The following is a 22,410-nucleotide window of genomic DNA, read 5'->3' as shown; positions in this document are numbered from 1 at the left end:
GGATACCAACAACGGATCGGCGGACGCGTCAATTCGCGCCAGGGCAAGGCGACAATGCGTATTGGCAAGGCGGCACTCGCCTCTTCGTTCACCGTCACCCTGAGGAGCGCGCTCTTGCGCGCGTCTCGAAGGGTCGACGGGCCGGCTCTCTCCGTGTGGATCTCACGGGGCCGTGCATCCTTCGAGGCTCGCAAGAGCTCGCGCCTCAGGATGACGGGACAAACATCTCGGTGTCAGGCCGGAACAGCGTCGGCCGCTGCCGTTCGAAGGTCTTGCGGCCGCGCTTGAAGCCCATCAGCACGTCGGGCAGCTCGGCGATGGCGTTGGTTCCACTGTCGGTGTCGAGCACGACGATGTCGGCGGGATTGCCGACCGTGATGCCGTAATCCTTCAGGTTCATCAGCCGCGCCGGCAGGTCGGTGACGAGATCGAGGCAGGCGTCGAACTCGCCGATCCCGGCATGCGCCGCATTGGCGTAGAGATTGGCCATCCGCAGCAGCGAAGCATCGCCGAACGGCGTGAAGGGATTTTGCACATTGTTGGTCGCGACCGAGCACAGCACGCCATCGGCGACGAGCCGGTGCGCGGCGGTCAGCCCACGCGGCGCGTTGTGGGTGGCGTCGCGGCCCATCAGATAGAGATCGGTCGCCGGCAGCACGGTGACCGCGACACCGGCCTCGGCGAGCCGAGCGCCGGCTTTCTTCAACCGATCAGGCGGCAGCGCGGAGAGTTTGGTGGCGTGCCCGATCGCGACGCGCCCATGATAGTTGCGCCGCTCGGTCTGCCGGCAGACCTCCTCCATGTGCCACCAGGAGGGATCGAGGTCGAAATCGAGATGCAGGTCGACATCGACGTCGAACTCCTGCGCGAGGTCGAAGATGCGCGCGATATGCGCGTTCGGATCGCTGTCGACATAGGGGCAGCCGCCGACCGCCTCGGCACCGTCGTTGAGCGCCGCGACCAAGAGCTCGTCGGCGCCGGGATCGTTGGTCAGGCCCTCTTGCGGAAAGGCGCAGAGCGAGAGGTCGAGCGCCCAGGCATAGTCGCGTTTCAAGGCCTTGACCGCCTCGAAGCCGCGCAGCCCGATCCTCGGGTCGATCTCGACATGCGTCCGCATCCGCGTGGTGCCCGCCGTGATTGCGCGCTCGATCACTTTTGAGCCGCGCGCATGGACATCCTCGATCGTGAAGTCGCGCTTCATCGCCGATACCGCGCGGATCGCCTCGCCGAGGCTGGCGTGATCGTGGCCGCAGCGGCCGAGCAGGCAGGCCTTGTCGAGATGGATATGGGTGTCGACGAAGCCGGGCAACGCCAGCCGGCCGTTGAGGTCGACGTCGACCGCCTCGCACACGAGGCGCGGCGCGATCGCGGCGATCCTGCCGCCGGCGATGCCGATATCGACCGCGGCGGCGGAGCTGCGCGTCACGGCATTGCGGAAGACGAGGTCGAAGGCAGGTTTCGCGATCATCGGCGAGCAAACATCAGGATGGTTTCAGCCTAGCGGAGGGGCGAGGATCCGGCAGCACCAGATTGTGTGCAGTTTTATGGTTCGATTGTCTAAAAAATATGCATACACTTTGATGACCAGATTGTAGAGTCCTGATTATCCCCGGAGACCCGCCATGTCCGCACCCGCCAAAGCCGATGCCCGCCCGATGTCCGATGCCGAGATCGTCGAGGCCTATTTGACGGCGTCGATGATCCCCGATCCGGATGCGGCTGCGGCCTATATGAAGCCGGGCACGGTGATCACCTTCACCGGCGGGCGCAAATTCGACCATCCGCGCGGGCCGACCGGCTTCAACGCGAAGCGCTATCGCTGGGTGAAGAAGAAGATGGACCGCTTCGATGTCTGCCCCGGCACGGACGAGACCGTCGTCTATAGCGTCGGCACGCTCTACGGCGAATGGACCGACGGCACGCCGTTCGAAGGCAACCGCTATGTCGACCGCTTCGTGGTGCGGGGCGGGCAGATCGTCAAGATGGACGTCTGGAACGACAGCGCCGAGCGGATTTTGATGCAGCGGGGGATCGAGGCGTAGGAAGCGGTGCCACTTCTCCCTCGCCCCGCTCTTGCGGGGAGAGGGTCGGGGTGAGGGGCTGCATCCGCGAGTATCGGCCGCGGATAGACCTGTACCCCCTCACCCGGATCGCATCTGCGATGCGATCCGACCTCTCCCCGCAGGCGGGGCGAGGTAAGAGCATCAGCGCCGCGCCGCCTTCGTCAGCTTCACCACCTTTTCGCCGCTTGCCTCGTCGGCATAGGGGGCCAGAATATCCAGCAGATCGCGGCCGCGCTGCGGGCTCGGCGCGACCAGCGCACGGGTCGCCACGGAATCCAGATGGCTGTGCATCAGCCCCATCACCTTGTCGACGTCGCCTTTCGCCAGCGCGGCGATGATCGCGCGGTGCTCGTTGATCGCGCATTCCGACGAATGCGGCCGGCTGTACAGCGACAGCGTCAGGCAGCAGCGGTAGGCGACCTCGCTGACATAGCGCACCAGGATCGGGCTGTTCGTCATGTGGGCGAGCAGGATGTGGAATTCGGTGGCGAGCCGGATCGACACCGCGTCGGTGCCGTCGCGGGCGCGATCCTCGGCGTCGACATGGGCATTCAGCTCGGCGATCTGCGCCTTGGTCAGCTTGCCCGCGAGCTGCCGCACCACCAGCCGCTCGAGCTCGATGCGAATATCGAAGGCATCGCGCGCCTCCTGCCAGCTCGGCGTCGCCACCACGGCGATGCGGTTGCGGCGCAGCTCGACCAGGCCTTCGGCCGCCAATTGACCGAGCGCATGCCGTGCGATGGTGCGGCTGACGCCGAAGCGCTCGCCGAGCGAATCCTCGGGCAGCTTGGCGCCGGGCTCCAGCGCCTGCTCGATGATCGCGCGCCGCAGCGCGCGGCAGATCACGCTGACCTTGTCTGACGATTCAGCCGTCTTGCTGCTGTCGGCGCGCCCCGCCATTGCCGCGAATCCCTCTCGAAGGTGCTTCGAACGCCTCTTTATCATACCGCCAGAGCAATCGGGCGCTCGAATTGCATGCAGTTTGAGCCGCGGATTGCCCAAAAGGAATCCGGCCTTTGAGGCGCGGAACGCGCGATCTCCTTGATTTTCAACGCTACGGCCGCTGGCATCCGGCTTGCATGCACTTTGCTCGTGATGCGCATGCAACCAAACTCCGAATTTGCCGGCGAGCCGATGGCCGCCGGATCCGCGCCGACCGCGATCGAGCTGTCGGACGCCTCCGTGACCTTCGGCCGCGGCGCCCGCGCCGTGCCGGCACTGTCGACAACCACGCTGCGGATCGCCGACGGCGAGTTCGTCGCGCTGGTCGGCCCGTCCGGCTGCGGCAAGTCCACCATCCTGCGGCTGGTTTCCGGCCTGGCGCGGCCGACCACCGGCGTCGTCATCGTCGGCGGCCGCGAGGTCGCGGCGCGCGCGGTGCGGGTCGGCATGGCGTTCCAGAACCCGACCATGCTGCCGTGGATGACGATCGAAAAGAACATCATGCTGCCGCTAAAGATCGTCGAGCCGTTCCGCTCGCAGTTCCGCAAGCTGCGCAAGACCGAGTTCCGCGACAAGGCCAATGCGTTGCTCGAGCAGGTCGGGCTGAAGGGGTTCGGCGGCCGCTATCCGTGGCAGCTCTCCGGCGGCATGCTCCAGCGCGCCAATCTGTGCCGCGCGCTGATCCACGAGCCGCGCATGCTGCTGCTCGACGAGCCGTTCGGCGCGCTCGACCAGTTCACCCGCGAGGAGCTGTGGGGAATCCTTCAGCAGCTCTGGATGACCCACAGGCCGACCGTGCTGCTGGTCACCCATGATCTGCGCGAGGCCGGCTTCCTCGCCAGCCGTATCTGCGTGATGAGCGCGCGGCCCGGCCGCATCCTCGACGACTCCAGGGTCGACTTCGCCCGTCCGCGCACCGTGGCGATGACCTTTGAGCCCGACTTCGTCGCGCTCAACCAGAAGCTCCGCGCCTTCATCGTCGATGCGCGCAGCGCGGCGCGCGAGGGAGCCTGACCATGTCCGTGTCAGACATCAGGCAGAAGGCCTGGTCCGCCGCCCTGATCGTGCTGTTCTTCGTCGCCTGGGAATTGTTCTGCCTGATGACGGGGATGTCGGACCTCGTGTTGCCGCGGCCGTCGCAAATCTTCGTCACGCTGTTCGAGAAATTCCCGATCCTGTGGCCGCACATCGTGCAGACCCTGGTCACCACCATGATCGGCTTCGTGCTCGGCGTGGCGCTCGGCGTCGCGCTCGGTGCCGTGATCGGGGTGTCAAAAACCGCCTACGACACCTGTTATCCGCTGCTGGTCGGCTTCTCGTCGATCCCGAAGGTCGCCGTGGTGCCGATCTTCGTGCTGTGGTTCGGCTCCGGCACCGTGCCGGCGGTGTTGACCTCGCTGTCGATCTGCTTCTTCCCGATCGTCGTCAACATCGCCACCGGCCTTGCCACCACCGAGCCCGAGCTCGAGGACGTGCTGAAGGCGCTCGGCGCCAGCAAGTTCGACATCCTCTGGAACGTCGGCCTGCCGAGGACGATGCCGTTCTTCTTCGCCTCGCTGAAGGTCGCGGTCTCCTACGCCTTCGTCGGCGCGGTGCTGTCGGAAACCGTCGCCTCAAACCGCGGCATCGGCAACGTCATGATGACCGCGTCCTCCAATTTCAACGTGCCGCTGGTGTTCGCCGGGCTGTTCGTGCTCGCCGGTCTCGGCGTCGCGCTCTACGTCCTGTTCTCGCTGATCGAGGGCCAGGTCACCGGCTGGGCGACACGCAAGGACAATGTCATCGCCACTTGAGACACTTCGTCGACCGTCAAGCAATGAAGCTTAAGGAGATCTCGATGCTGAGAAAAGTAAGCGCCGCGCTGTTGGGATTGGCCCTGGTCGCCGGTCCCGCGCGCGCCGAGGACACCACCATCAAGTTCACGCTGGGCTGGAAGACGCAAGGCTCGGACGCCGCGTTCTTCTACGCCAAGGACAACGGCTACTTCAAGGAAGAGGGCCTCAACGTCGTGATCGACCAGGGCGAAGGCTCCGGCGCGACCGTGACGCGCATCATGTCGGGCGCCTATGACGCCGGCTTCGGCGACGTCAATGCGATCATCCAGAACGCCGCGACCAAGCCGCAGGATGCGCCGGTCATGGTCTACATGATGTGGAACCAGCCGCCATTCGCGATCGTCGCCAAGAACTCGAGCGGCATCAAGACGATCAAGGATTTCGAGGGCCACACGCTCGGCGGCGCGCAGGGGACGCCGACCACGCGGCTGTTGCCGGTGTTCGTGCACAAGAACGGGCTCGATGGCGAGAAGATCAAGGTCTCCAACATGGCGCCGAACCTGCAGGAGCCGATGCTGATCAAGGGCGACATCGACGCCGCGCTGGTGTTCAACATCACGAGCTATTTCAACCTGGTGCTGAACCGCCAGGACCCCGACAAGGACTTCAAATGGTTCTCGTTCGGCGATTACGGGCTCGACCTCTATTCCAACGGCGTGATGGTCTCGCGCAAGCTGATCGCCTCGAACCCGAAGGCGGTGGCCGGTCTGGTGCGCGCCATCAACAAGGGCGCGATCGCGGTCGCCAAGGACCAGAACGCGGCCATGAAGGCGGCGCTGAACTATGACAATCTGATCAATGTCGATGTCGAGAAACGCCGGCTGCAATATTCCTTCGAGAAGCTGATCGTCTCGCCGGAGATGAAGGACATCGGCATCGGCGACGTCAAGGACGACCGCATGGCGCGCGCCATCGGCTTCATCGTCGAAGGCTACCAGCTCACCCGCACGCCGGCCCCGGCCGAAGTGTTTTCGCGGGAATTCCTGCCGCCGCGCGCGGAGCGGGAGCTGGTGTATACGGCGAATTGACGCAGTTCGTCATTGCGAGGAGCGAAGCGGCGAAGCAATCCATCTTTCCGCATGCGGGGGCATGGATTGCTTCGCGGAGCCTGTCATTCGGCGGCGCTTCGCGCCGACCGGGTGGCTCGCAATGACGGCGGAGGGACCGATGGACGTCACGGCAACCCGTCTGTTCTGCGGTTCTGACCACGACATCCGCAACGACGTCGTGCTCCGTCACGACGGCGGCGTCATCACCGATATTTCCGAAGCCGCGCGCCCGGCGACAGGCCCGCGTTCCCTTGTCCTTCCCGGCCTTCGTCGACGCCCACGACCACGCCCGCCCGCGCGCCTCGAGCTTCGGCGCGGTCGGCATGCCGCTGGAGAGCTGGATCCTGCGCACGGTGGTCGGCACGCCCGTCGATCCCTATCTCACCGCGGCCTCAGCGCTGGGACGCGCGGCGCAGGCCGGCTGTGCGGCGATGATGGTGCACTACACCCGCCCGAGTGGCACCTTGCCGCTCGTCGATGAAGCCAGGGCGATCGCGCGCGCCGCCGGCGATGTCGGCATCCGCATCGCCTTTGCGATCGCGGTGCGCGACCAGAACCCGATCGTCTATGGCGACAGCGAAGCGGTGCTGTCAGGTCTTCCGGCCGATGACCGCAAGACGATCGAACAGCTGTTCGTGCGCGCCCCGATGTCGCCGCAGGCCTATATCGAGCTGACCGACGCCATCGCGGCTGCGATCGGCGGGCCGAAGGTTGATGTGCAGCTTGGCCCGGCCGGGGTGCAGTGGTGCTCGAAGCCGCTGCTGGAGGCGGTCGCGGAGAACTCGGCGCGGACCGGCCGCCGCATCCACATGCATCTGCTCGAGACCACCTACCAGCGCACCTGGGCCGACCAGCATTTTCCCGGCGGCATCGTGCGCTATCTCCGCGATATCGGCTTCCTCTCGGAGCGGCTGACGCTCGCGCATTGCATCCACGCGCGGCCCGACGAGCTCGAGATGATCGCGGCGTCGGGCGCGCGCATTGTCACCAACTTCTCCTCCAACCTGCATCTGCGCTCGGGGCTGGCACCGATCGCGGCGGCGCACGGCTGCGGCTGTGCAATCGCGGTCGGCGTCGATGGCCTCGCGCTCGATGAGGATGACGACGTGCTGCGCGAGATGCGGCTGGTGCAGATGATGCACGGTGGTCTCGGCTTCAAGCGTACATGGACTGCTCAGGAATTCTTCACGCTCGCGATCCGCAACGGCCGCCGCGCCACCGGCGCGCCGGGCACCGGCGAGCTCGCGGTCGGTGCGCCGGCCGATTTCGTCAGCATCGATCTCGACCGCCTCGAGCGTGATCAGATTCTCGATGCCGATCCGCTCGATCTGCTGTTCGCACGCGGCAATGCGTCGCTGATCTCTGAGCTTGTGGTCGATGGTCGCAGCGTCGCCAAGGCCGGCCGGTGCCTCGGTGTTGATCTCCCCGCCATTGAGCAGGAACTGCGCGGCATCACCCGCGCGAGCGCGGCCACATACGCGCATGTCTTGCGCGCATGGCCGCGATTGTCGAACTCAGTGCAACACTGGTTCGAAGCGCAGCTCACCTGCAATTAGCTGCACAATCTTCGCTTCGCGCTGAGCAGCAACTTCGGTCATACGCTCGCTAATTCCGTCAAGCGGAAGAAAATTCCACTTGCATCACACAGTCGCCGCGGCTTCAAGTTCACCCAACAAGAAGACTGAATCAGTCGCTGTCACCGGCTGGTCATGTGTCGCGAGGAAGCCTGATGGGCGCGTTATCGCATCTGCGGATTGTCGAGATCGGAAGTGCTGCGGCGACGAGCTATTGCGCGCGGCTGTTTGCCGATTTCGGCGCCGATGTGCAGAAGGTCGAGCCGCCGCACGGCGATCCGCTTCGCCGCACCGCGCCGCTGACGCCCAAAGGCCGGAGCGCGTGGTTTGCGTTCCTCAACTTCAACAAGTCGAGTGTCGTCCTCGACACGCGCGATGCGGGTGCGGTATCGCGCTTGCGGGAGCTGATTGCCGGCTGCGACATCCTGCTCGACGGGCGCGGCATCGCTGCGGCGGATTGTCCCGAGATCGATCTCGACGCGATCAAGCAGAGTAATCCGGGCCTGATCCATCTCGACCTCGCCTGGTTTGGCGATCGCGGTCCCTACGCCAATTTCGTGGCGACCGACTCCACGATCCGCGCGCTGACCGGGCTGGTGAAGCTGGTCGGTCCGGAGCAGGGGCCGCCGATGCATGCGCCGGATTTCCAGATCGGGATTCTGGGCGGGCTGTGGGGTTTCATCGCCGCCGCATCGTCGGTGCTCGGGCGCATGCAGGACGGGCGCGGGCGCGAAAACCATCTCAGCCTGTTCGAGGCCTCTATCGCCGTCACCGAATACATCATGTTCGAGGCATTCCAGCGCGGCGACATCATGCGGCGGATCGGCGTCAACCGGTTCTGGCCGACCTTTCCGGTCGGCATCTACGAGACCAAGCAGGGCTGGCTCGGCGTCACCACGGTGACCCCGGCGCAGTGGCGCGCGTTCTGCGAGATGCTCGGGCTCAACGAGCTGCGCGACGATCCGACACTGGTCATGGGGGTCGACCGGCTGCGCCATGTCGCCGAGATCGAAGCCAAGATCCTGCCGAAGCTGAAGCAGCGCACCGCGCAGGAATGGTTCGCCGAAGGGCTCAAGCGCAAGATTCCGATCGTGCCGGTGCCGGAGGTCGCGGATCTCATCGCCGATGAGGAGAAGCGTGCGCGTGGCGCCATCGTCCCGATCACCATCGGTGACGAGACCGGCTTTTCCGCCGGCACGATGCAGCGGCTGACCGCAACGCCGCCGCTGCGCGGCGGCCGGGTGCCTGATCTCGGCGAGCAGCAGGCGAGGCGCGAGGCTGCGCCGCGCGTGCCGGCGCCCAAGCCCGCTGCAACCGATCGCTTGCCGCTCGAGGGCATCCGCGTCGTCGACTTTTCGATGGGCTGGGCCGGGCCGATCTGCACCCGCACGCTCGCCGATCTCGGCGCCGACGTCATCAAGATCGAGGCGACCCAGTATCCGGACTGGTGGCGCGGCGTCGACCGCCGTCCGGCCTATGTGCTGGAGCAGATGTACGAGAAGTCGGTGCGCTACTGCATCATGAACCGCAACAAGCGCGGCATCACGCTCGATCTGACCCGGTCGAAGGGGCTTGAATTGGCCAAGCGCCTGCTCGCCGATGCCGACCTCGTGGTCGACAATTATTCGGTCGAGGTGCTGCCCAAGCTCGGCCTCGGCTACGACGTGCTCAGCAAGATCAATCCCAAGCTGGTGATGATGTCGATGTCGGCGTTCGGTGCCGGCAGCGTGCATCGCGACTGCCGCGCTTACGGCTCGACGCTGGAGCAGGGCTCCGGCCTGCCCAGCGTGGTCGGCGATCCCGATGGTCCGCCGGTCATGAGCCATACCGCGTTCGGCGACGCCGTCGGCGGGCTCAACGGCGCCGCTGCGGTGCTGACCGCGCTGATCCACGCCAAACTGACGGGACAGGGGCAGTTCATCGATCTCGCCCAGATCGAATGCATGATGCCGTTCGCCGCGCCCTGGATCGTGGCGCATTCGACCAGTTGCGAGCCGCCGACCAAATACGGCAACCGCCATCCCGATTTCGTGCCGCATGGCTGCTTTCGCTGCGCCGGAGAAGACAACTGGATCGTCGTCGCGGCGTCCGACGCCGCGATGTGGCCGAAGCTCGCCCGGCTGCTCGGCCGCGAGGATTGGGCAGCGGACGCGGCACTCAAGACGGCCGCGGGCCGCCGCGCCATCGAGGCCGAGATCGAGGCTGCGATCACGGCTTGGACCGCGGTGCGCGATGCCGATGCGGCGATGACCGCGCTGCAATCTGCCGGCGTTGCCTCCGGCGTGGCGCGGCTGCCGATCGATCTCCTGGAGGATCCGCAGCTCCACGCGCGCGGCTTCATCCAGCATGTCGACCGCGCGTTCATCGGACGGCATCCGCAGCCATCGATGCCGTTTCGCGAGAGCGATGCGCCGTTCGCGATCCGCTCGGTGCCGCCGACGCTCGGCGAGCACAACCGCGAGATCCTCGGCGGCATGCTCGGGCTTTCCGACGCCGAGCTCGATGAGCTCACCCGCGAGGGCATCATCGGCACCGAGATGCTGATGGAGGAGCAGCTGGTGAAAGAGAAGAAGCGGGCGGCGGGCTGATGGAGGCAGGCCAGCCGGCACAGCGCAGGGCGGAGGGGGCGCGCGAGGTCGCGCGGCCGCTGCTGTCCGTGCGCGGGCTCGGCATCCGCTTTAAGACTGCGCAGGGCGTCTGGCAGGCGACGCGCCGCATCGACTTCGACATCGCGCCCGGCGAGCGCGTCGGCATCGTCGGCGAGAGCGGCTGCGGCAAGACCATCACCGGCCTGTCGATCCTGCGGCTGTTGCCGGGCAATTTTGCCGGCCTCGACGGCAAGATCCTGTTCGACGGCGTCGATCTCGCTTCCTGCAGCGCGCGGCAGATGCGCGCGATCCGGGGCAAGCGGATCGCGATGATCTTCCAGGAGCCGATGAGCGCGCTCGACCCGGTCTTCACCGTCGGCCACCAGATCGCCGAGACGCTGCGCGTCCATACCGACGTTTCCCATGAGGAGGCGCGCGCCAAAACGCTGGAGATGCTCCGCCGCGTCGGCATCGCCTCGCCCGAGCGGCGGATCGACGACTATCCGCACCAGCTGTCCGGCGGCATGCGCCAGCGCGTGATGATCGCGGCGAGTTTGATTTGCGGGCCGCAGCTTCTGATCGCGGACGAGCCGACCACCGCGCTCGACGTCACCGTGCAGGCGCAGATCCTCGAGCTGCTGCGCGACATCAGCGAGACCTCGAAGACCGCGCTGATGCTGATCACCCACGATCTCGGCGTCGTCGCCGAGACCTGCACGCGGATGATCACGATGTATGCCGGCGAGGTGATCGAGGACGCCACGGTCGACGAGGCGCTGGTGCGGCCGCTGCATCCCTACACGTCCGGACTGTTGCGCTCGCTGCCGCATTTGAGCCCGCGCCACGGCCGGCTGCCGTCGATCCCGGGCCGGGTGCCGTCGATCGCGGAGATGCCGAATGGCTGCCGCTTCCGGGCCCGCTGCGCGCATGCTGCCAAAGGTTGCGAGGCCGAGCAGAAGCTGCAGGACGCCGGCGGCGGCAGAAGGGTGCGTTGCTGGCGCTTTGCCGAGCTCAATCTGCCGGGCGCGCTGCATCCGCCTGGCGCGCCGGCTGCTGCGAAGGTCGCGACGCAATGACCACAGCCGGTGCCGAGCCCCGCCGCGATGCCATCGTCTCGGTGCGCGACCTTCAGGTCCGCTTCCAGACCTCGGACCGCCGCGCCACCGTGAAGGCGGTCGACGGCGTCAATTTCGACGTCCGCCGCGGCGAGACCTTCGGCATCATCGGGGAGTCCGGATCGGGCAAGACCACGATCGGCCGCGCGCTGGTGTTCCTGCTCAATCCCAGCGCCGGCGCCATCCTGCATGACGGCATCGATCCAACGGCGCTGCCACGCCGGGAGTTTCAAAACCATCGCCGCGACTACCAGATCATCTTCCAGGACCCGAACGCCGCGCTGAATCCGCGCATGACCATTCTGGCCTCGGTGCTAGAGCCGCTGGAGCTCGCACGTGTCGGCAGCCGCGCCGAGCGTGAGGGGCAGGCGCGGGAGGCGCTGGAGCGCGTCGGCCTGCCGCAGGAGTTCGGCGCGCGCTACCCGCACCAGCTGTCCGGCGGCCAGAAGCAGCGCGTCGTGATCGCCCGCGCGCTGACGCTCAAACCAAAACTGATCGTCTGCGACGAAGTGGTGGCCGCGCTCGACATGTCGATCCGCGGCGACGTGCTCAATCTGTTTGCCGATCTGCAGCGCGACCTCGGGTTGACCTACGTCTTCATCACCCATGATCTCGCCGTGGTCTCGCATATCAGCGAGCGCGTCGCGGTGATGTATCTCGGCCAGTTCGTCGAGCTCGGGCCGACCGAGGAGGTCGCCGAGCGGCCGCTGCATCCCTACACGATCGCGCTGCTGTCGGCCGAGCCGCGGCCGCTGCCGTCCACGATGCGGCAGGAGAGCCGCATCGTCCTGCAGGGCGAGGTGCCGAGCCCGATCGATCCGCCCTCGGGCTGCCGCTTCCGCACCCGCTGCCCGCACGCGCAGCCGCTCTGCACCGAACGCGTGCCGGAGTGGCGCGAGCTGAAGCCCGATCACTGGGTGGCCTGCCATTTCGCCGACCGCCCGAATTTTTCGCCGAACTCACAACCGGAGACGACGCCATGACAATGACGACACGACGCGAGGCCATGGCGCTGATCTCGGGTGCATTGGCCAGCACCACGCTCAGCGGCCGTGCGTTTGCGGAAGGCGCGCCGAAGAAGGGCGGCACCTTGCGCATCTCGGCGCCGGCCAATCCGTCGAGCCTCGATCCGGCGACCGGCGGCGCCGGCTCCGACCACGCCTTCCTGTTCACGATGTACGATACGTTGACCGAATGGGAATTCGACACGCTGAAGCCGAAGCCCGGCCTTGCCGAAAGCTGGAAGTTCACCGACCCCACCACGCTGGTGCTCAACATCCGCGCCGGCGTCACCTTCCATGACGGCACGCCGCTCGATGCGGAAGCGGTCAAGTTCAATCTCGAGCGCAACCGCAGCGATGCGAAGTCGAACATCAAGGCCGACCTGCTCTCGGTCGCCGCGGTCGAGGTCACTGGCCCGCAGCAGGTGACGTTGAAGCTGAAGACACCCGATACCGCGCTGCCCGGGATTCTCTCCGACCGCGCGGGCATGATGGTGTCGCCGACGGCGCTGAAGGCGGCCGAGGGCGGCGTCGTGACGCGCAAGCCGGTCGGCGCCGGCGCCTATTCGTTCGTCAGCTGGGCCGACGGCGAGAAGATCGTGGTCAAGCGCAACGAGAAATACTGGAAGCCGGAGCGGCCGCTTCCTGACGCCATCGAGATCTCGATCATTCCCGAGCTCACCACCGGCGCCCGCTCGGTCACCGCCGGGCAGAACGATCTGATCTACCAGCTGCCGCCGCGGCAGAAGGTGATCATCGAGCGCGCCTCGAGCGTCAAGGTGGTGCATGGCCCGACGCTGTACGTGCTTCAGATCTTCCTCAACTGGGCCAAGCCGCCGTTCGACAATCTCAAGGTCCGTCAGGCGCTCAACTTCGCGATCGATCGCGAGTCCTTCGTCAAGGCCGCGCTCGCAGGTCTTGCGGAGCCCGCCTACATGAACCTGCCGAAGGCGCATTGGGCATACGACGCGGAGGTCGCAAAACTCTATCCTTATGATCCCGACCGAGCGCGCAAGCTGCTCGCCGAGGCCGGCTTCAAGGAGGGTACCCAGATCGAGCTCGGCGGCTATCCGGACCAGGATTCGGTGCAGCGTCAGGAGATCCTGATCGAGCAATTGCGCAAGGCCGGCATCGGCGTGCGCTTCGTCAACGCCCCGATCGCGGAAGCTTCCGCGGCCTTCTTCGGTCCGGAGAAGAAGGGGGCAGGGCTGCTCTCGGCCTGGACCGGCCGGCCCGACCCGAGCCTGACCTATTCGCTGATGTTCACCAAGGACGCCTATTACAATGGCGGCCGCGCGCCGGTGCCGGCCGAGCTCGAGGCCGCGATCAAGGAATCGCGCGCCTCGGAGGACATCGACACCAGGCGCAAGGCGTTTTCCACCGTGCAGCGGCTGGTGATGGAGAACGCCTTTGTCGCGCCGCTGGCGTTCCAGTTCGAGCTGGTCGCCATGAACAAGAAGGTGCAGGGCTATCGGCCGAACCTGCTTGGCAAGCCGAAATACGACGACGTCTGGCTCGGGAGTTAGGCGATGGCGCGGCGGTCACCGGTCAAGGTCGTCGGCAGCCGCCTCGTGCAGGCGCTGCCCGTGATCCTGCTCGCGACCTTCATGGTGTTCGCGCTGCTCAAGCTGGTGCCCGGCGACATCGCCGTGACGCTGGCGGGCGACAACGCGACCGACGCGCGGATCACCGAGATCAGGAAGATCTACGGCCTCGACCGCCCGTTCCTGGTGCAATACGGCGCCTGGCTCGGCAATGTCGCGCAAGGCGATCTCTCGCAATCGCTATTGACCGGCGAGAAGGTCGCGGACTCGATCGGGCGCGCGTTTCCGAACACGCTGCTGATCGTCGTGATCGCGCTGGCGCTGGCGCTGGTCACCGGCATCCCGATGGGCGTGATGGCCGCGATCAAGCCGAACGGCTGGATCGACAAGCTGATCAGCATGCTGGCGTCGCTCGGCGTCGCGGTGCCCGGCTTCTGGCTCGCGATGATCCTGGTGGCGGAATTCTCGCTGAAGCTGAACTGGCTGCCGGCGACCGGCGCAAAATCCTTCAGCGCCTCGCCGGTCGATGCGATCAGGCATGCGCTGCTGCCTGGCATCGCGATCGCGGCCTACGGTATGGCCGAGGTCGCGCGCCAGCTGCGCGGGGCGCTGCTGGAGGTGCTGTCGTCGCAATATGTCCGCACGCTGCATGCCAAGGGGCTGTCGATGTCCCGCATCCTCTGGCAGCACGGCCTGAAGAATGTCGGCGTCAATCTGCTCACCATCATCAGCCTTTTGGTCAACCGCATGCTGGCGGCGACCGTGGTGATCGAGGCGGTGTTCGCCATTCCCGGCCTGGGCAGCCTGATCGTGCGCGGCGCGATCCAGCGCGATTTCCCGATCGTGCAAGGCGTCGTCTTCACCATGGTGGTGGTTGTGATCGCGGTGAACCTGATCACCGATTTGCTCTGCGCCGCGGTCGATCCGAGGATCGAGCAATGACCGAGGTGGCGCTTGCACCCCTGAAGGCACCGGCGCGGCCGACGCGACTGCGGCGCTTTGCGCGCTGGCTCGCCGGCGACCTCCGCGCCGCGCTGTCGATCCTGGTGCTCGTGGTGCTCGTCGTCGTCGCAATCGGCGCGCCCTGGATCGCGCCCTATGCGCCGACCGCGCAGGACGTCAACAACATGCTGGCGCCGCCGGGGCCGGCCCATCTGCTCGGCACCGACGACCTCGGCCGCGACATCTTCTCGCGCTTGATCTACGGCGCGCCGGCCACCGTCTACGCCAGCCTGCTTGCGGTCGGCGTTGCGGTCCTGATCGGGCTGCCGGTCGGCCTCATCGCCGGCTATTTCGGCGGCTGGATCGACGACATCATCAGCCGCATCATCGACACCTTCCTGTCGTTCCCCGCCATCGTGCTGGCGATCGCGGTCACCGGCGCGCTCGGCATCGGGCTGACCAACGGCATGATCGCGGTCGGCATCACGATGTTTCCGGCGCTGGCGCGCATCGTCCGCGCCCGCACGCTGATCGTGCGGCAGGAGCTCTATGTCGACGCCTCCAGAGGCTTCGGCGCGCCGACATGGCATGTGCTGTGGCGGCACGTGCTGCCGAACACGCTGCAGCCGGTCATCGTGCAAGTGACGCTCTTGCTCGCCGCTGCCCTCTTGGCCGAAGCCAGCCTGTCGTTCCTCGGCCTCGGCATCCAGCCGCCGGACCCGAGCTGGGGCGCCATGCTGGCGCGCGCCTATCAATACATGGAAATCGCCCCGGAGCAGATGTATGCGCCGGGCCTTGCCATTCTCGTCGTCTCCCTGGCGTTCAATGCGCTCGGGGAATCCTTGCGTGTCGTGCTCGATCCGACCATGAAGGATCGCTAGTGCAAATGTGTACGGGTTGCCGCGCGCTCTTCATCTCGCCCCGCTTGCGGGGAGAGGTCGAAGCCGAAGCGAAGCGTAGGCTTCGGGTGAGGGGGAGTCTCCGCAGGCGTGCTCGCGGAGAGTCCCCCTCACCCGAAATTCGCGCTGCGCGCAAATTTCGACCTCTCCCCGCAGGCGGGGCGAGGTAGCAAACTTACGGAACCGATCATGTCCTTCAAGAAATTGCTGATTGCCAACCGCGGTGAGATCGCGATCCGGATTGCCCGTGCCGCTGCCGACAGCGGCCTCGCCACGGTCGCGATCTATCCCGCCGACGATGCCGCCTCTCTGCATGTCCGCGCCGCCGACGAGGCGCGCGAGATTCCCGGCCGCGGCGCGCGGGCCTATCTCGACATTGAGGCGGTGGTTGCGGCGGCCAAGGCCGCGGGCTGCGACGCGTTGCATCCAGGCTACGGCTTCCTCAGCGAGAACACCCAATTGGCGCGGCGCTGTGCCGAGGAGAAGATCACCTTCGTCGGCCCGTCGCCAGAGGCGCTCGATCTGTTCGGCGACAAGGCCAAGGCAAAGGCGCTGGCGAAAAAATGCGGCGTCCCGATCATTGCCGGCACATCAGGCGCGACCAGTCTCGACGAGGCAAAGGCGTTCTTCGCCGCGCTCGGCGCCGGCGCCGCCGTGATGATCAAGGCGATCGCCGGCGGCGGTGGGCGCGGCATGCGGGTGGTCGAGGATGCCGCCAGGCTCGACGAGGCCTATGCGCGCTGCCAGTCGGAGGCCAAGGCGGCGTTCGGCAACGACGCGGTTTATGTCGAACGGCTGATCCGCAAGGCGCGCCATATCGAGGTGCAGATCATCGGCGACCGTCACGGCGTCATCAGCCATCTCTGGGAGCGCGAATGCACCATCCAGCGCCGCAACCAGAAGCTCATCGAGGTGGCGCCGAGCCCGTCGCTGAGCGAGGGAATGCGCGCGCGCATCATCGAGGCGGCGAAGCAGCTTGCCACGGCTGCGCGCTACGACAACCTCGGCACCTTCGAATTCCTGGTCGATGACGAAGCCGGCGAAGGTGAGGGTGCCTTCGCCTTCATCGAGGCCAATCCGCGACTGCAGGTCGAGCACACCGTCACCGAGGAGGTGCTCGGCGTCGACCTCGTGCGCGCGCAGCTCGCGGTCGCCGCCGGCGCCACGCTCGCTTCGCTTGGGCTGGCGCAGGCCACCGTGCCGCTGCCGCGCGGCTATGCGATGCAGCTTCGCGTCAACATGGAGGTGATGGACGAGAAGGGCATCACAAAGCCAACCGGCGGCACGCTCAGTGTGTTCGACCTGCCGTCCGGCCCCGGCGTTCGCGTCGATACGTTCGGCTATTCCGGTTACCGGACCTCTGCCGCGTTCGACTCGCTGCTGGCAAAAGTCATCGTGCATTCGCCGAGCCCAAAGTGGACCGACGTGGTGCACAAGGCATCGCGCGCCTTGCGCGAATTTCGGATCGGCGGCGTCGCCACCAACATCCCGTTCCTCGGCGCCATCCTGGCGCACCAGAGCTTTGGCCGGAACAAGATCAGCACCAATTTCATCGACACCCATGTTGCGGCGCTGGTCGGCGCGGCGCAGGATCTCGCCGCACCATTGATCGAGGTGAGCGAGGCGGCTGCGACCAAGGCCGTTGCTGTCGAAGCCGCCCCCGAGGGATCGCTCCCGGTGCCCGCGCCGCTGCAGGGCACGATCGTGGCGATCGAGGTCGCGGAGGGCGATCTGGTTCGGCCCGGCCAGCAGATCGCGGTGCTGGAATCGATGAAGATGGAGCATCTCGTCACCGCACCACATGGCGGCCGGGTGACCAGGATCGCGGGCGGCATCGGTGTCACCCTGATGCATGGCGAGCCGATCCTGTTCCTCGAGCCTGCCGAGGTCGACGGCCATCACGCGGCGGAAGAGGCCGCGATCGATCTCGATCACATCCGGCCTGACCTCGCCGAGCTGATCGCGCGTAAGGCGATCACACTGGACGAGAACCGCCCGGCCTCGGTCGAGCGCCGCCGCAAGACCAACCAGCGCACCGCGCGCGAGAACATCGCGCAACTGGTCGATGAGGGCTCGTTCGTCGAATACGGGTCGCTCGCGATCGCGGCGCAGCGCCGCCGCCGCAAGGTCGAAGATCTCATCAAGAACACGCCGGCCGACGGCCTGATATCAGGCGTCGCCACCGTCAACGCCAAGGATTTCGGCGCCGACGGCGCGCGCTGCATGGTGATCTCGTACGACTACACCGTGCTCGCCGGCACCCAGGGCCATATGAACCACAAGAAGATCGACCGCATGCTCGGCCTCGCCGAGCAGTGGCGCATGCCGCTGGTGTTCTACGCCGAGGGCGGCGGCGGTCGTCCCGGCGATACCGACCGGCTCGGCATGACCGGCCTCGACGGCCCGTCCTTCGTGCAGTTCGCAAAACTCTCCGGACTGGTGCCCGTGGTCGGCGTGGTCTCCGGCTATTGCTTCGCCGGCAATGCCGCGATGCTCGGCGTCTGCGATGTCATCATCGCCACCAAAAATGCGTCGATCGGCATGGGCGGTCCGGCGATGATCGAGGGCGGCGGGCTCGGCGTCTACCATCCGGCCGAGGTCGGCCCGGTCTCGTTCCAGTCGCCGAACGGCGTGATCGACATCCTGGTCGAGGACGAGGCCGAGGCGACCACGGTGGCACAGAAATATCTGTCCTACTTCCAGGGCGCGGTGCAGGACTGGAAGGCGCCGGACCAGCGGCTGCTGCGCCGTGCGATCCCGGAAAATCGCCTGCGGGTCTACGACATCCGCAACGTGATCGACCTGATCGCCGACGAAGGCTCGGTGCTGGAGATCCGGCGCGATTTCGGCGTCGGCATGATCACCGCCTTCATCCGCATCGAGGGCAAGCCGTTCGGCCTGATCGCCAACAATCCAAAGCATCTCGGCGGGGCGATCGACGCACCTGCCGGCGACAAGGCCGCGCGCTTCATGCAGCTGTGCGACGCCTTCGACATTCCGATCGTCTCGCTCTGCGACACGCCGGGCTTCATGGTCGGCCCCGAGGCAGAGAAGACCGCGATCGTGCGCCACGTCGCGCGGATGTTCGTCACCGGCGCGAGCATCACGGTGCCGCTGTTCGGCATCGTGCTGCGCAAGGGCTATGGCCTCGGCGCACAGTCGATGATCGGCGGCGGCTTCCACGCCTCGTTCTTCACGGTGGCGTGGCCGACCGGCGAGTTCGGCGGCATGGGTCTCGAAGGCTATGTCCGCCTCGGCTTCCGCAAGGAGATGGAGGCGATCGAGGACCCGGTCGAGCGCGAGAAGTATTTCCAGACCAAGGTCGCCGAGCTCTACGCCAACGGCAAGGCGGTCTCGATCGCCTCGGTGCTCGAGATCGACGAGGTGATCGATCCCGCCGACACCCGGCACTGGATCATGGCCGGCCTGCGCTCGGTGCCGAAAGCTGAGCCGCGGACCCACCGCAAGCGGCCGTGCATCGATGCGTGGTAGGGTGGCGTAGGGCGAGTTAGATCGTGCATCAAACTCGGTGTCGTCCCGGCGAAGGCCGGGACCCATAACCACCGATGGTCATTTGCACGGTGCTGGGGCCATAGCCTCCTTCAACAACCCAACCCTGTGGTTATGGGTCCCGGCTTTCGCCGGGACGACGGCGGCGGGTGGGCGGGCGTCTCGCGTCATTGAGAGAGTTACCCCAACCGCAACTCCGCATACCCCTTCGCCGCCACCTCGTCGCATCGCGCGCGATATGCCGGGGCGCTGCCGCTGTAGCGGGCGACGATGCGGGTTTGCTTGCCCTCGACGTTGCGGTTGATGCCGGTCATCCAGGAATCGACCTCGTTTGAGAGCAGGCCGACGCCGAGCGCCTTGACATGCTCGGTCCAGTCGGCGGTGCCTTCGGGCGTGGCGTCGAGGAAGGTCAGGCCTCTCTCCTGCGCAAAGCGGATCAGCCCGGTGACCCAATCCACGCTGTATTCGATGCTGCGCGGGATGTTGCCGAGCGCGGTGTGCGGGCCCATCAGCATCATCATGTTGGGGAAGCCGTCGACCATCAGCCCGAGATAGGTTTCCGGGCCGTGCGTCCATTTCTCCTTCAGCCGCGCACCGTGCGCGCCGCGGAAATCGATCTTGTCGAAGCTGCCGGTGATGGCATCGAAGCCGGTGGCGTAGATGATGATGTCGAAGGCGTAGTCCTTGTCGGTCGTCCGGATGCCCTCGGGCGTGATCCGCTCGATCGGCGTCTCCTTGATATCGACCAGCTCGACATTGTCGCGGTTGTAGACCTCGTAATAGAAGGTCTCGAGCGGCAGCCGCCGCGTGCCGAAGCCGTGGTTCTTCGGGATCAGCATCTCGGCGACCGCCTGGTTCTTCACGCGCTCGCGGATCTTGCGCGCGACGAAATCGCTGATCGTCGCATTCGCCGCGCGGTCGATCAGGATATCCTTGAAGTTGCCTTGCCAGATGCCAAAGCCGCGCTCGCCATAGAGCTTCTCGTAGAACGCCTCGCGCTCCGCCTCGCTCACCTCGAACGCGCCGCGCGGATCGGGCGTATGCACGAAGCAGGCGAAGGTCTCCTTGCAGCGCGCGAAGATCTCGGGATAGCCGGCCTTGATCCTGGCTTGCGTCTCGGCGTCGATCTTGCCGTTGTGCAGCGGCGCCGCCCAGTTGGCGGTGCGCTGGAACACGGTGAGATGCCCGACCTCGCCGGCGATGGTCTGGATGGTCTGGATGCCGGTCGCGCCGGTGCCGATCACGGCGACGCGCTTGCCGGTGAAATCCACCTTCTCCTTCGGCCAGCGCGCGGTGTGGAACGATTGGCCCCTGAAATCGTCGCGGCCCTCGATGCGCGGCAGGGTCGGCGTCGACAACGGGCCGATCGCGGTGATCAGGAAGCGGCAGGAGTGCTGCGCGCCGCTTTCGAGTGTGACCTGCCAGCTTCGCGTGTCGTCCTGGTAGATCGCGGACGCGACGCGGCTCTCGAACTGGATGTCGCGGCGCAGGTCGAACTTGTCGGCGACATAGTTGCAGTAGCGCAAGGTCTCGGGCTGGCCGGCGAAATGCTCCGACCACTCCCATTCCTCGAGCAGCTCCTTCGAGAACGAGTAGCCGTACGAATAGCTCTCGGAATCGAAACGTGCGCCGGGATAGCGGTTCCAGTACCAGGTGCCGCCGACGCCGGTGCCGGCCTCGAACACGCGCGCGCTGAGCCCAAGCTCGCGCAGCCGGTGGAGCTGGTACATGCCGGACAGGCCGGCGCCGATGATGATGACGTCGTAGTCCAGCGCAGCCGTCTGGGCGGTGTTGTCCTGGCGCAATTCGGCCACCTGTCGTTGCTCCCCGATGGATTGATTGCCCGCAAGGCTAACCGGTCTTCCTGCTGCCGACAAACATCGCGGAGCGGAGCAGCTATCGGGATTTGCCGGGTGCGTCGGCCCGCGCGCATTCCGCGCGGCGGACTGTCCGCCCCGCGGCTTTACTCGGCCGCGGGATTCCCTCTATCGTCGGCCCGACACGACGATCGCCCGCCAAGCGGCGACGGAACCTAACGGGAGTGAAGCGATGGGAGAGGCGCTGCGCAGGCCGACGTCCATAGACGTCAGCAATCCCCGGCTTTACCAGGATGACACCTGGCGGCCGCTGTTCGCGCAGCTCCGCCGTGACGATCCCGTGCATTATTGCGAGGCGTCGGCCTACGGCCCCTACTGGTCGGTGACGCGCTATGACGACATCTTCGCGGTCGAGCTGGATCACCAGAACTATTCGTCGGCCTCCGAGCTTGGCGGTATCCAGGTCACGGACCAGCCGAAGGGGCAGGAGCGGCCGAGCTTCATCCGGATGGACCCGCCCGGCCATACCGCGCAGCGCCGCACGGTGGCGCCGATCGTAGCGCCGTCGAACCTTGCCAATTTCGACGCCCTGATCCGCAAGCGCACCTCAGCCGTGCTCGATGCGCTGCCGCGCAACGAGACCTTCGACTGGGCCGAGCGGGTCTCGGTCGACCTCACCAACATGATGCTGGCGACGCTGTTCGATTTCCCCCCTGAAGACCGCGCCAAGCTGACCTGGTGGTCGGATGTTGCGATCGCCAACGTCGAATCCCCCGACGCGGTGGTGCGTTCGGAGGCTGAACGTACCGCCGAGCTGGTCAAGATGGGAGAATATTTCCGCAAGCTGTGGGACGCGCGGGCCGATGCGCCGCCGACCTTCGATCTGATCTCGATGCTGGCGCATTCGGAGGCGACGCGGAATCTGGAGCCGCGCGAGTTCATCGGCACGATCGGGCTGTTGATCGTCGGCGGCAACGACACCACGCGCAACTCAATGTCGGCCGGGCTGATGGCGCTGTACGAGAACCCGGAGCAGTTCGAGCTGGTCCGCGCGAGGCCGGAGCTGATCCCGAACCTGGTGTCCGAGACCATCCGCTACCACACGCCGGTGCTGCACATGCGCCGCACCGCACGCAACGACGTCGAGCTTGCCGGCCGCCGGATCAAGAAGGGCGACAAGGTCGTGATGTGGTACATCTCCGGCAACCGCGACGAGGACAAGATCGAGCGTGCCGATGAATTCATCATCGACCGCGCCAAGCCGCGCCAGCATCTCGCCTTCGGCGCCGGCGTCCACCGCTGCGTCGGCGATCGCCTCGCCGAGCAGCAGCTGCGCATCCTCTGGGAGGAGGTTCTGGCGCGCGATCTGCGTTTTGAGCTGATGGGTCCGCCGCAAAGGCTCTATTCCAATTTCATCCGCGGTATACGAAGCTTGCCGGTGAGAATCGTCAATTGAAGTTGTGGCGTTGTCATTCCGGGGCGATGCAGAGCATCGAACCCGGAATCTCGAGATTCCGGATCTGGTCCTTCG

General features: G+C 66.3%; 16 protein-coding genes. 13 read left to right on the top strand and 3 right to left on the bottom strand.

The window, feature by feature from the left end:
* Positions 1-205: 205 nt before the first annotated feature.
* A complete protein-coding gene (locus J2R80_RS38285) occupies positions 206-1,468 on the bottom strand; it encodes an amidohydrolase family protein (RefSeq protein ID WP_253640406.1) in 1,263 nt (420 codons plus the stop codon).
* 154 nt (positions 1,469-1,622) lie between these two features.
* On the opposite strand from J2R80_RS38285, the gene J2R80_RS38280 reads away from it, so the two are divergent.
* The gene (locus J2R80_RS38280) at positions 1,623-2,042 is read left to right on the top strand and encodes a hypothetical protein (RefSeq protein WP_076824328.1); all 420 of its coding nucleotides are present in this window, start codon (positions 1,623-1,625) and stop codon (positions 2,040-2,042) included.
* A 162-nt stretch (positions 2,043-2,204) separates the two neighbouring features.
* Here the strand turns inward: J2R80_RS38280 and J2R80_RS38275 are convergent, their stop codons facing one another.
* Entirely contained in the window at positions 2,205-2,963 is a 759-nt protein-coding gene (locus J2R80_RS38275; protein ID WP_253640405.1) for a GntR family transcriptional regulator, read from the bottom strand.
* 201 nt (positions 2,964-3,164) lie between these two features.
* Here J2R80_RS38275 and J2R80_RS38270 point away from each other — a divergent pair, with 201 nt between their 5' ends.
* From J2R80_RS38270 to J2R80_RS38220, 11 genes are all read left to right on the top strand, one after another.
* Complete coding sequence (locus J2R80_RS38270) at positions 3,165-4,019, top strand: ABC transporter ATP-binding protein (protein WP_057015161.1); 855 nt, start codon at positions 3,165-3,167, stop codon at positions 4,017-4,019.
* 2 nt (positions 4,020-4,021) lie between these two features.
* A complete protein-coding gene (locus J2R80_RS38265; protein ID WP_050425957.1) occupies positions 4,022-4,798 on the top strand; it encodes an ABC transporter permease in 777 nt (258 codons plus the stop codon).
* Positions 4,799-4,842: 44 nt separating this feature from the next.
* Complete coding sequence (locus J2R80_RS38260; protein WP_076824351.1) at positions 4,843-5,868, top strand: ABC transporter substrate-binding protein; 1,026 nt, start codon at positions 4,843-4,845, stop codon at positions 5,866-5,868.
* A 272-nt stretch (positions 5,869-6,140) separates the two neighbouring features.
* On the top strand, positions 6,141-7,445 hold the full coding sequence (locus J2R80_RS38255) for an amidohydrolase family protein (protein ID WP_253640404.1): 1,305 nt from the start codon (positions 6,141-6,143) through the stop codon (positions 7,443-7,445).
* A gap of 173 nt (positions 7,446-7,618) precedes the next feature.
* A complete protein-coding gene (locus J2R80_RS38250) occupies positions 7,619-10,051 on the top strand; it encodes a CaiB/BaiF CoA-transferase family protein (RefSeq protein ID WP_253640403.1) in 2,433 nt (810 codons plus the stop codon).
* The gene (locus J2R80_RS38245; protein ID WP_253640402.1) at positions 10,051-11,127 is read left to right on the top strand and encodes an ABC transporter ATP-binding protein; all 1,077 of its coding nucleotides are present in this window, start codon (positions 10,051-10,053) and stop codon (positions 11,125-11,127) included. Before J2R80_RS38250 ends, J2R80_RS38245 begins: the two co-directional genes overlap by 1 nt.
* Positions 11,124-12,149 carry an ABC transporter ATP-binding protein gene (locus tag J2R80_RS38240; RefSeq protein ID WP_253640401.1) on the top strand — a complete coding sequence of 342 codons (1,026 nt, stop codon included), beginning with the start codon at positions 11,124-11,126 and terminating at the stop codon, positions 12,147-12,149. The genes J2R80_RS38245 and J2R80_RS38240 overlap by 4 nt, the downstream gene beginning before the upstream one ends.
* Positions 12,146-13,693 carry an ABC transporter substrate-binding protein gene (locus J2R80_RS38235; RefSeq protein WP_057015153.1) on the top strand — a complete coding sequence of 516 codons (1,548 nt, stop codon included), beginning with the start codon at positions 12,146-12,148 and terminating at the stop codon, positions 13,691-13,693. Before J2R80_RS38240 ends, J2R80_RS38235 begins: the two co-directional genes overlap by 4 nt.
* Before the next feature lie 3 nt (positions 13,694-13,696).
* Complete coding sequence (locus tag J2R80_RS38230; protein ID WP_057015154.1) at positions 13,697-14,653, top strand: ABC transporter permease; 957 nt, start codon at positions 13,697-13,699, stop codon at positions 14,651-14,653.
* Positions 14,650-15,534 (top strand): ABC transporter permease, encoded by an 885-nt coding sequence (locus tag J2R80_RS38225; RefSeq protein WP_028343670.1) that lies wholly within the window; start codon positions 14,650-14,652, stop codon positions 15,532-15,534. Before J2R80_RS38230 ends, J2R80_RS38225 begins: the two co-directional genes overlap by 4 nt.
* A gap of 207 nt (positions 15,535-15,741) precedes the next feature.
* A complete protein-coding gene (locus tag J2R80_RS38220; RefSeq protein ID WP_253640400.1) occupies positions 15,742-19,044 on the top strand; it encodes a carboxyl transferase domain-containing protein in 3,303 nt (1,100 codons plus the stop codon).
* A gap of 197 nt (positions 19,045-19,241) precedes the next feature.
* Here J2R80_RS38220 and J2R80_RS38215 read toward each other — a convergent pair whose 3' ends face one another.
* Entirely contained in the window at positions 19,242-20,876 is a 1,635-nt protein-coding gene (locus J2R80_RS38215) for an NAD(P)/FAD-dependent oxidoreductase (RefSeq protein WP_253640399.1), read from the bottom strand.
* A 235-nt stretch (positions 20,877-21,111) separates the two neighbouring features.
* Here J2R80_RS38215 and J2R80_RS38210 point away from each other — a divergent pair, with 235 nt between their 5' ends.
* On the top strand, positions 21,112-22,335 hold the full coding sequence (locus J2R80_RS38210; RefSeq protein WP_253640398.1) for a cytochrome P450: 1,224 nt from the start codon (positions 21,112-21,114) through the stop codon (positions 22,333-22,335).
* Positions 22,336-22,410: the final 75 nt, after the last annotated feature.

This window comes from Bradyrhizobium sp. USDA 4541, from assembly GCF_024171085.1.
GTDB lineage: Bacteria > Pseudomonadota > Alphaproteobacteria > Rhizobiales > Xanthobacteraceae > Bradyrhizobium > Bradyrhizobium australafricanum.
The sequence above is the reverse complement of the archived record's forward strand: the minus strand, read 5'-3'. Positions and strand labels throughout refer to the sequence as shown.

Bases quoted from the DNA above. Each gene is read 5' to 3' on its own strand.
- J2R80_RS38285 (WP_253640406.1), bottom strand. From the start codon at position 1,468: ATGATCGCGAAACCTGCCTTCGACCTCGTCTTCCGCAATGCCGTGACG.
- J2R80_RS38280 (WP_076824328.1), top strand. From the start codon at position 1,623: ATGTCCGCACCCGCCAAAGCCGATGCCCGCCCGATGTCCGATGCCGAG.
- J2R80_RS38275 (WP_253640405.1), bottom strand. From the start codon at position 2,963: ATGGCGGGGCGCGCCGACAGCAGCAAGACGGCTGAATCGTCAGACAAG.
- J2R80_RS38270 (WP_057015161.1), top strand. From the start codon at position 3,165: ATGCAACCAAACTCCGAATTTGCCGGCGAGCCGATGGCCGCCGGATCC.
- J2R80_RS38265 (WP_050425957.1), top strand. From the start codon at position 4,022: ATGTCCGTGTCAGACATCAGGCAGAAGGCCTGGTCCGCCGCCCTGATC.
- J2R80_RS38260 (WP_076824351.1), top strand. From the start codon at position 4,843: ATGCTGAGAAAAGTAAGCGCCGCGCTGTTGGGATTGGCCCTGGTCGCC.
- J2R80_RS38250 (WP_253640403.1), top strand. From the start codon at position 7,619: ATGGGCGCGTTATCGCATCTGCGGATTGTCGAGATCGGAAGTGCTGCG.
- J2R80_RS38245 (WP_253640402.1), top strand. From the start codon at position 10,051: ATGGAGGCAGGCCAGCCGGCACAGCGCAGGGCGGAGGGGGCGCGCGAG.
- J2R80_RS38240 (WP_253640401.1), top strand. From the start codon at position 11,124: ATGACCACAGCCGGTGCCGAGCCCCGCCGCGATGCCATCGTCTCGGTG.
- J2R80_RS38235 (WP_057015153.1), top strand. From the start codon at position 12,146: ATGACAATGACGACACGACGCGAGGCCATGGCGCTGATCTCGGGTGCA.
- J2R80_RS38230 (WP_057015154.1), top strand. From the start codon at position 13,697: ATGGCGCGGCGGTCACCGGTCAAGGTCGTCGGCAGCCGCCTCGTGCAG.
- J2R80_RS38225 (WP_028343670.1), top strand. From the start codon at position 14,650: ATGACCGAGGTGGCGCTTGCACCCCTGAAGGCACCGGCGCGGCCGACG.
- J2R80_RS38220 (WP_253640400.1), top strand. From the start codon at position 15,742: ATGTCCTTCAAGAAATTGCTGATTGCCAACCGCGGTGAGATCGCGATC.
- J2R80_RS38210 (WP_253640398.1), top strand. From the start codon at position 21,112: ATGGGAGAGGCGCTGCGCAGGCCGACGTCCATAGACGTCAGCAATCCC.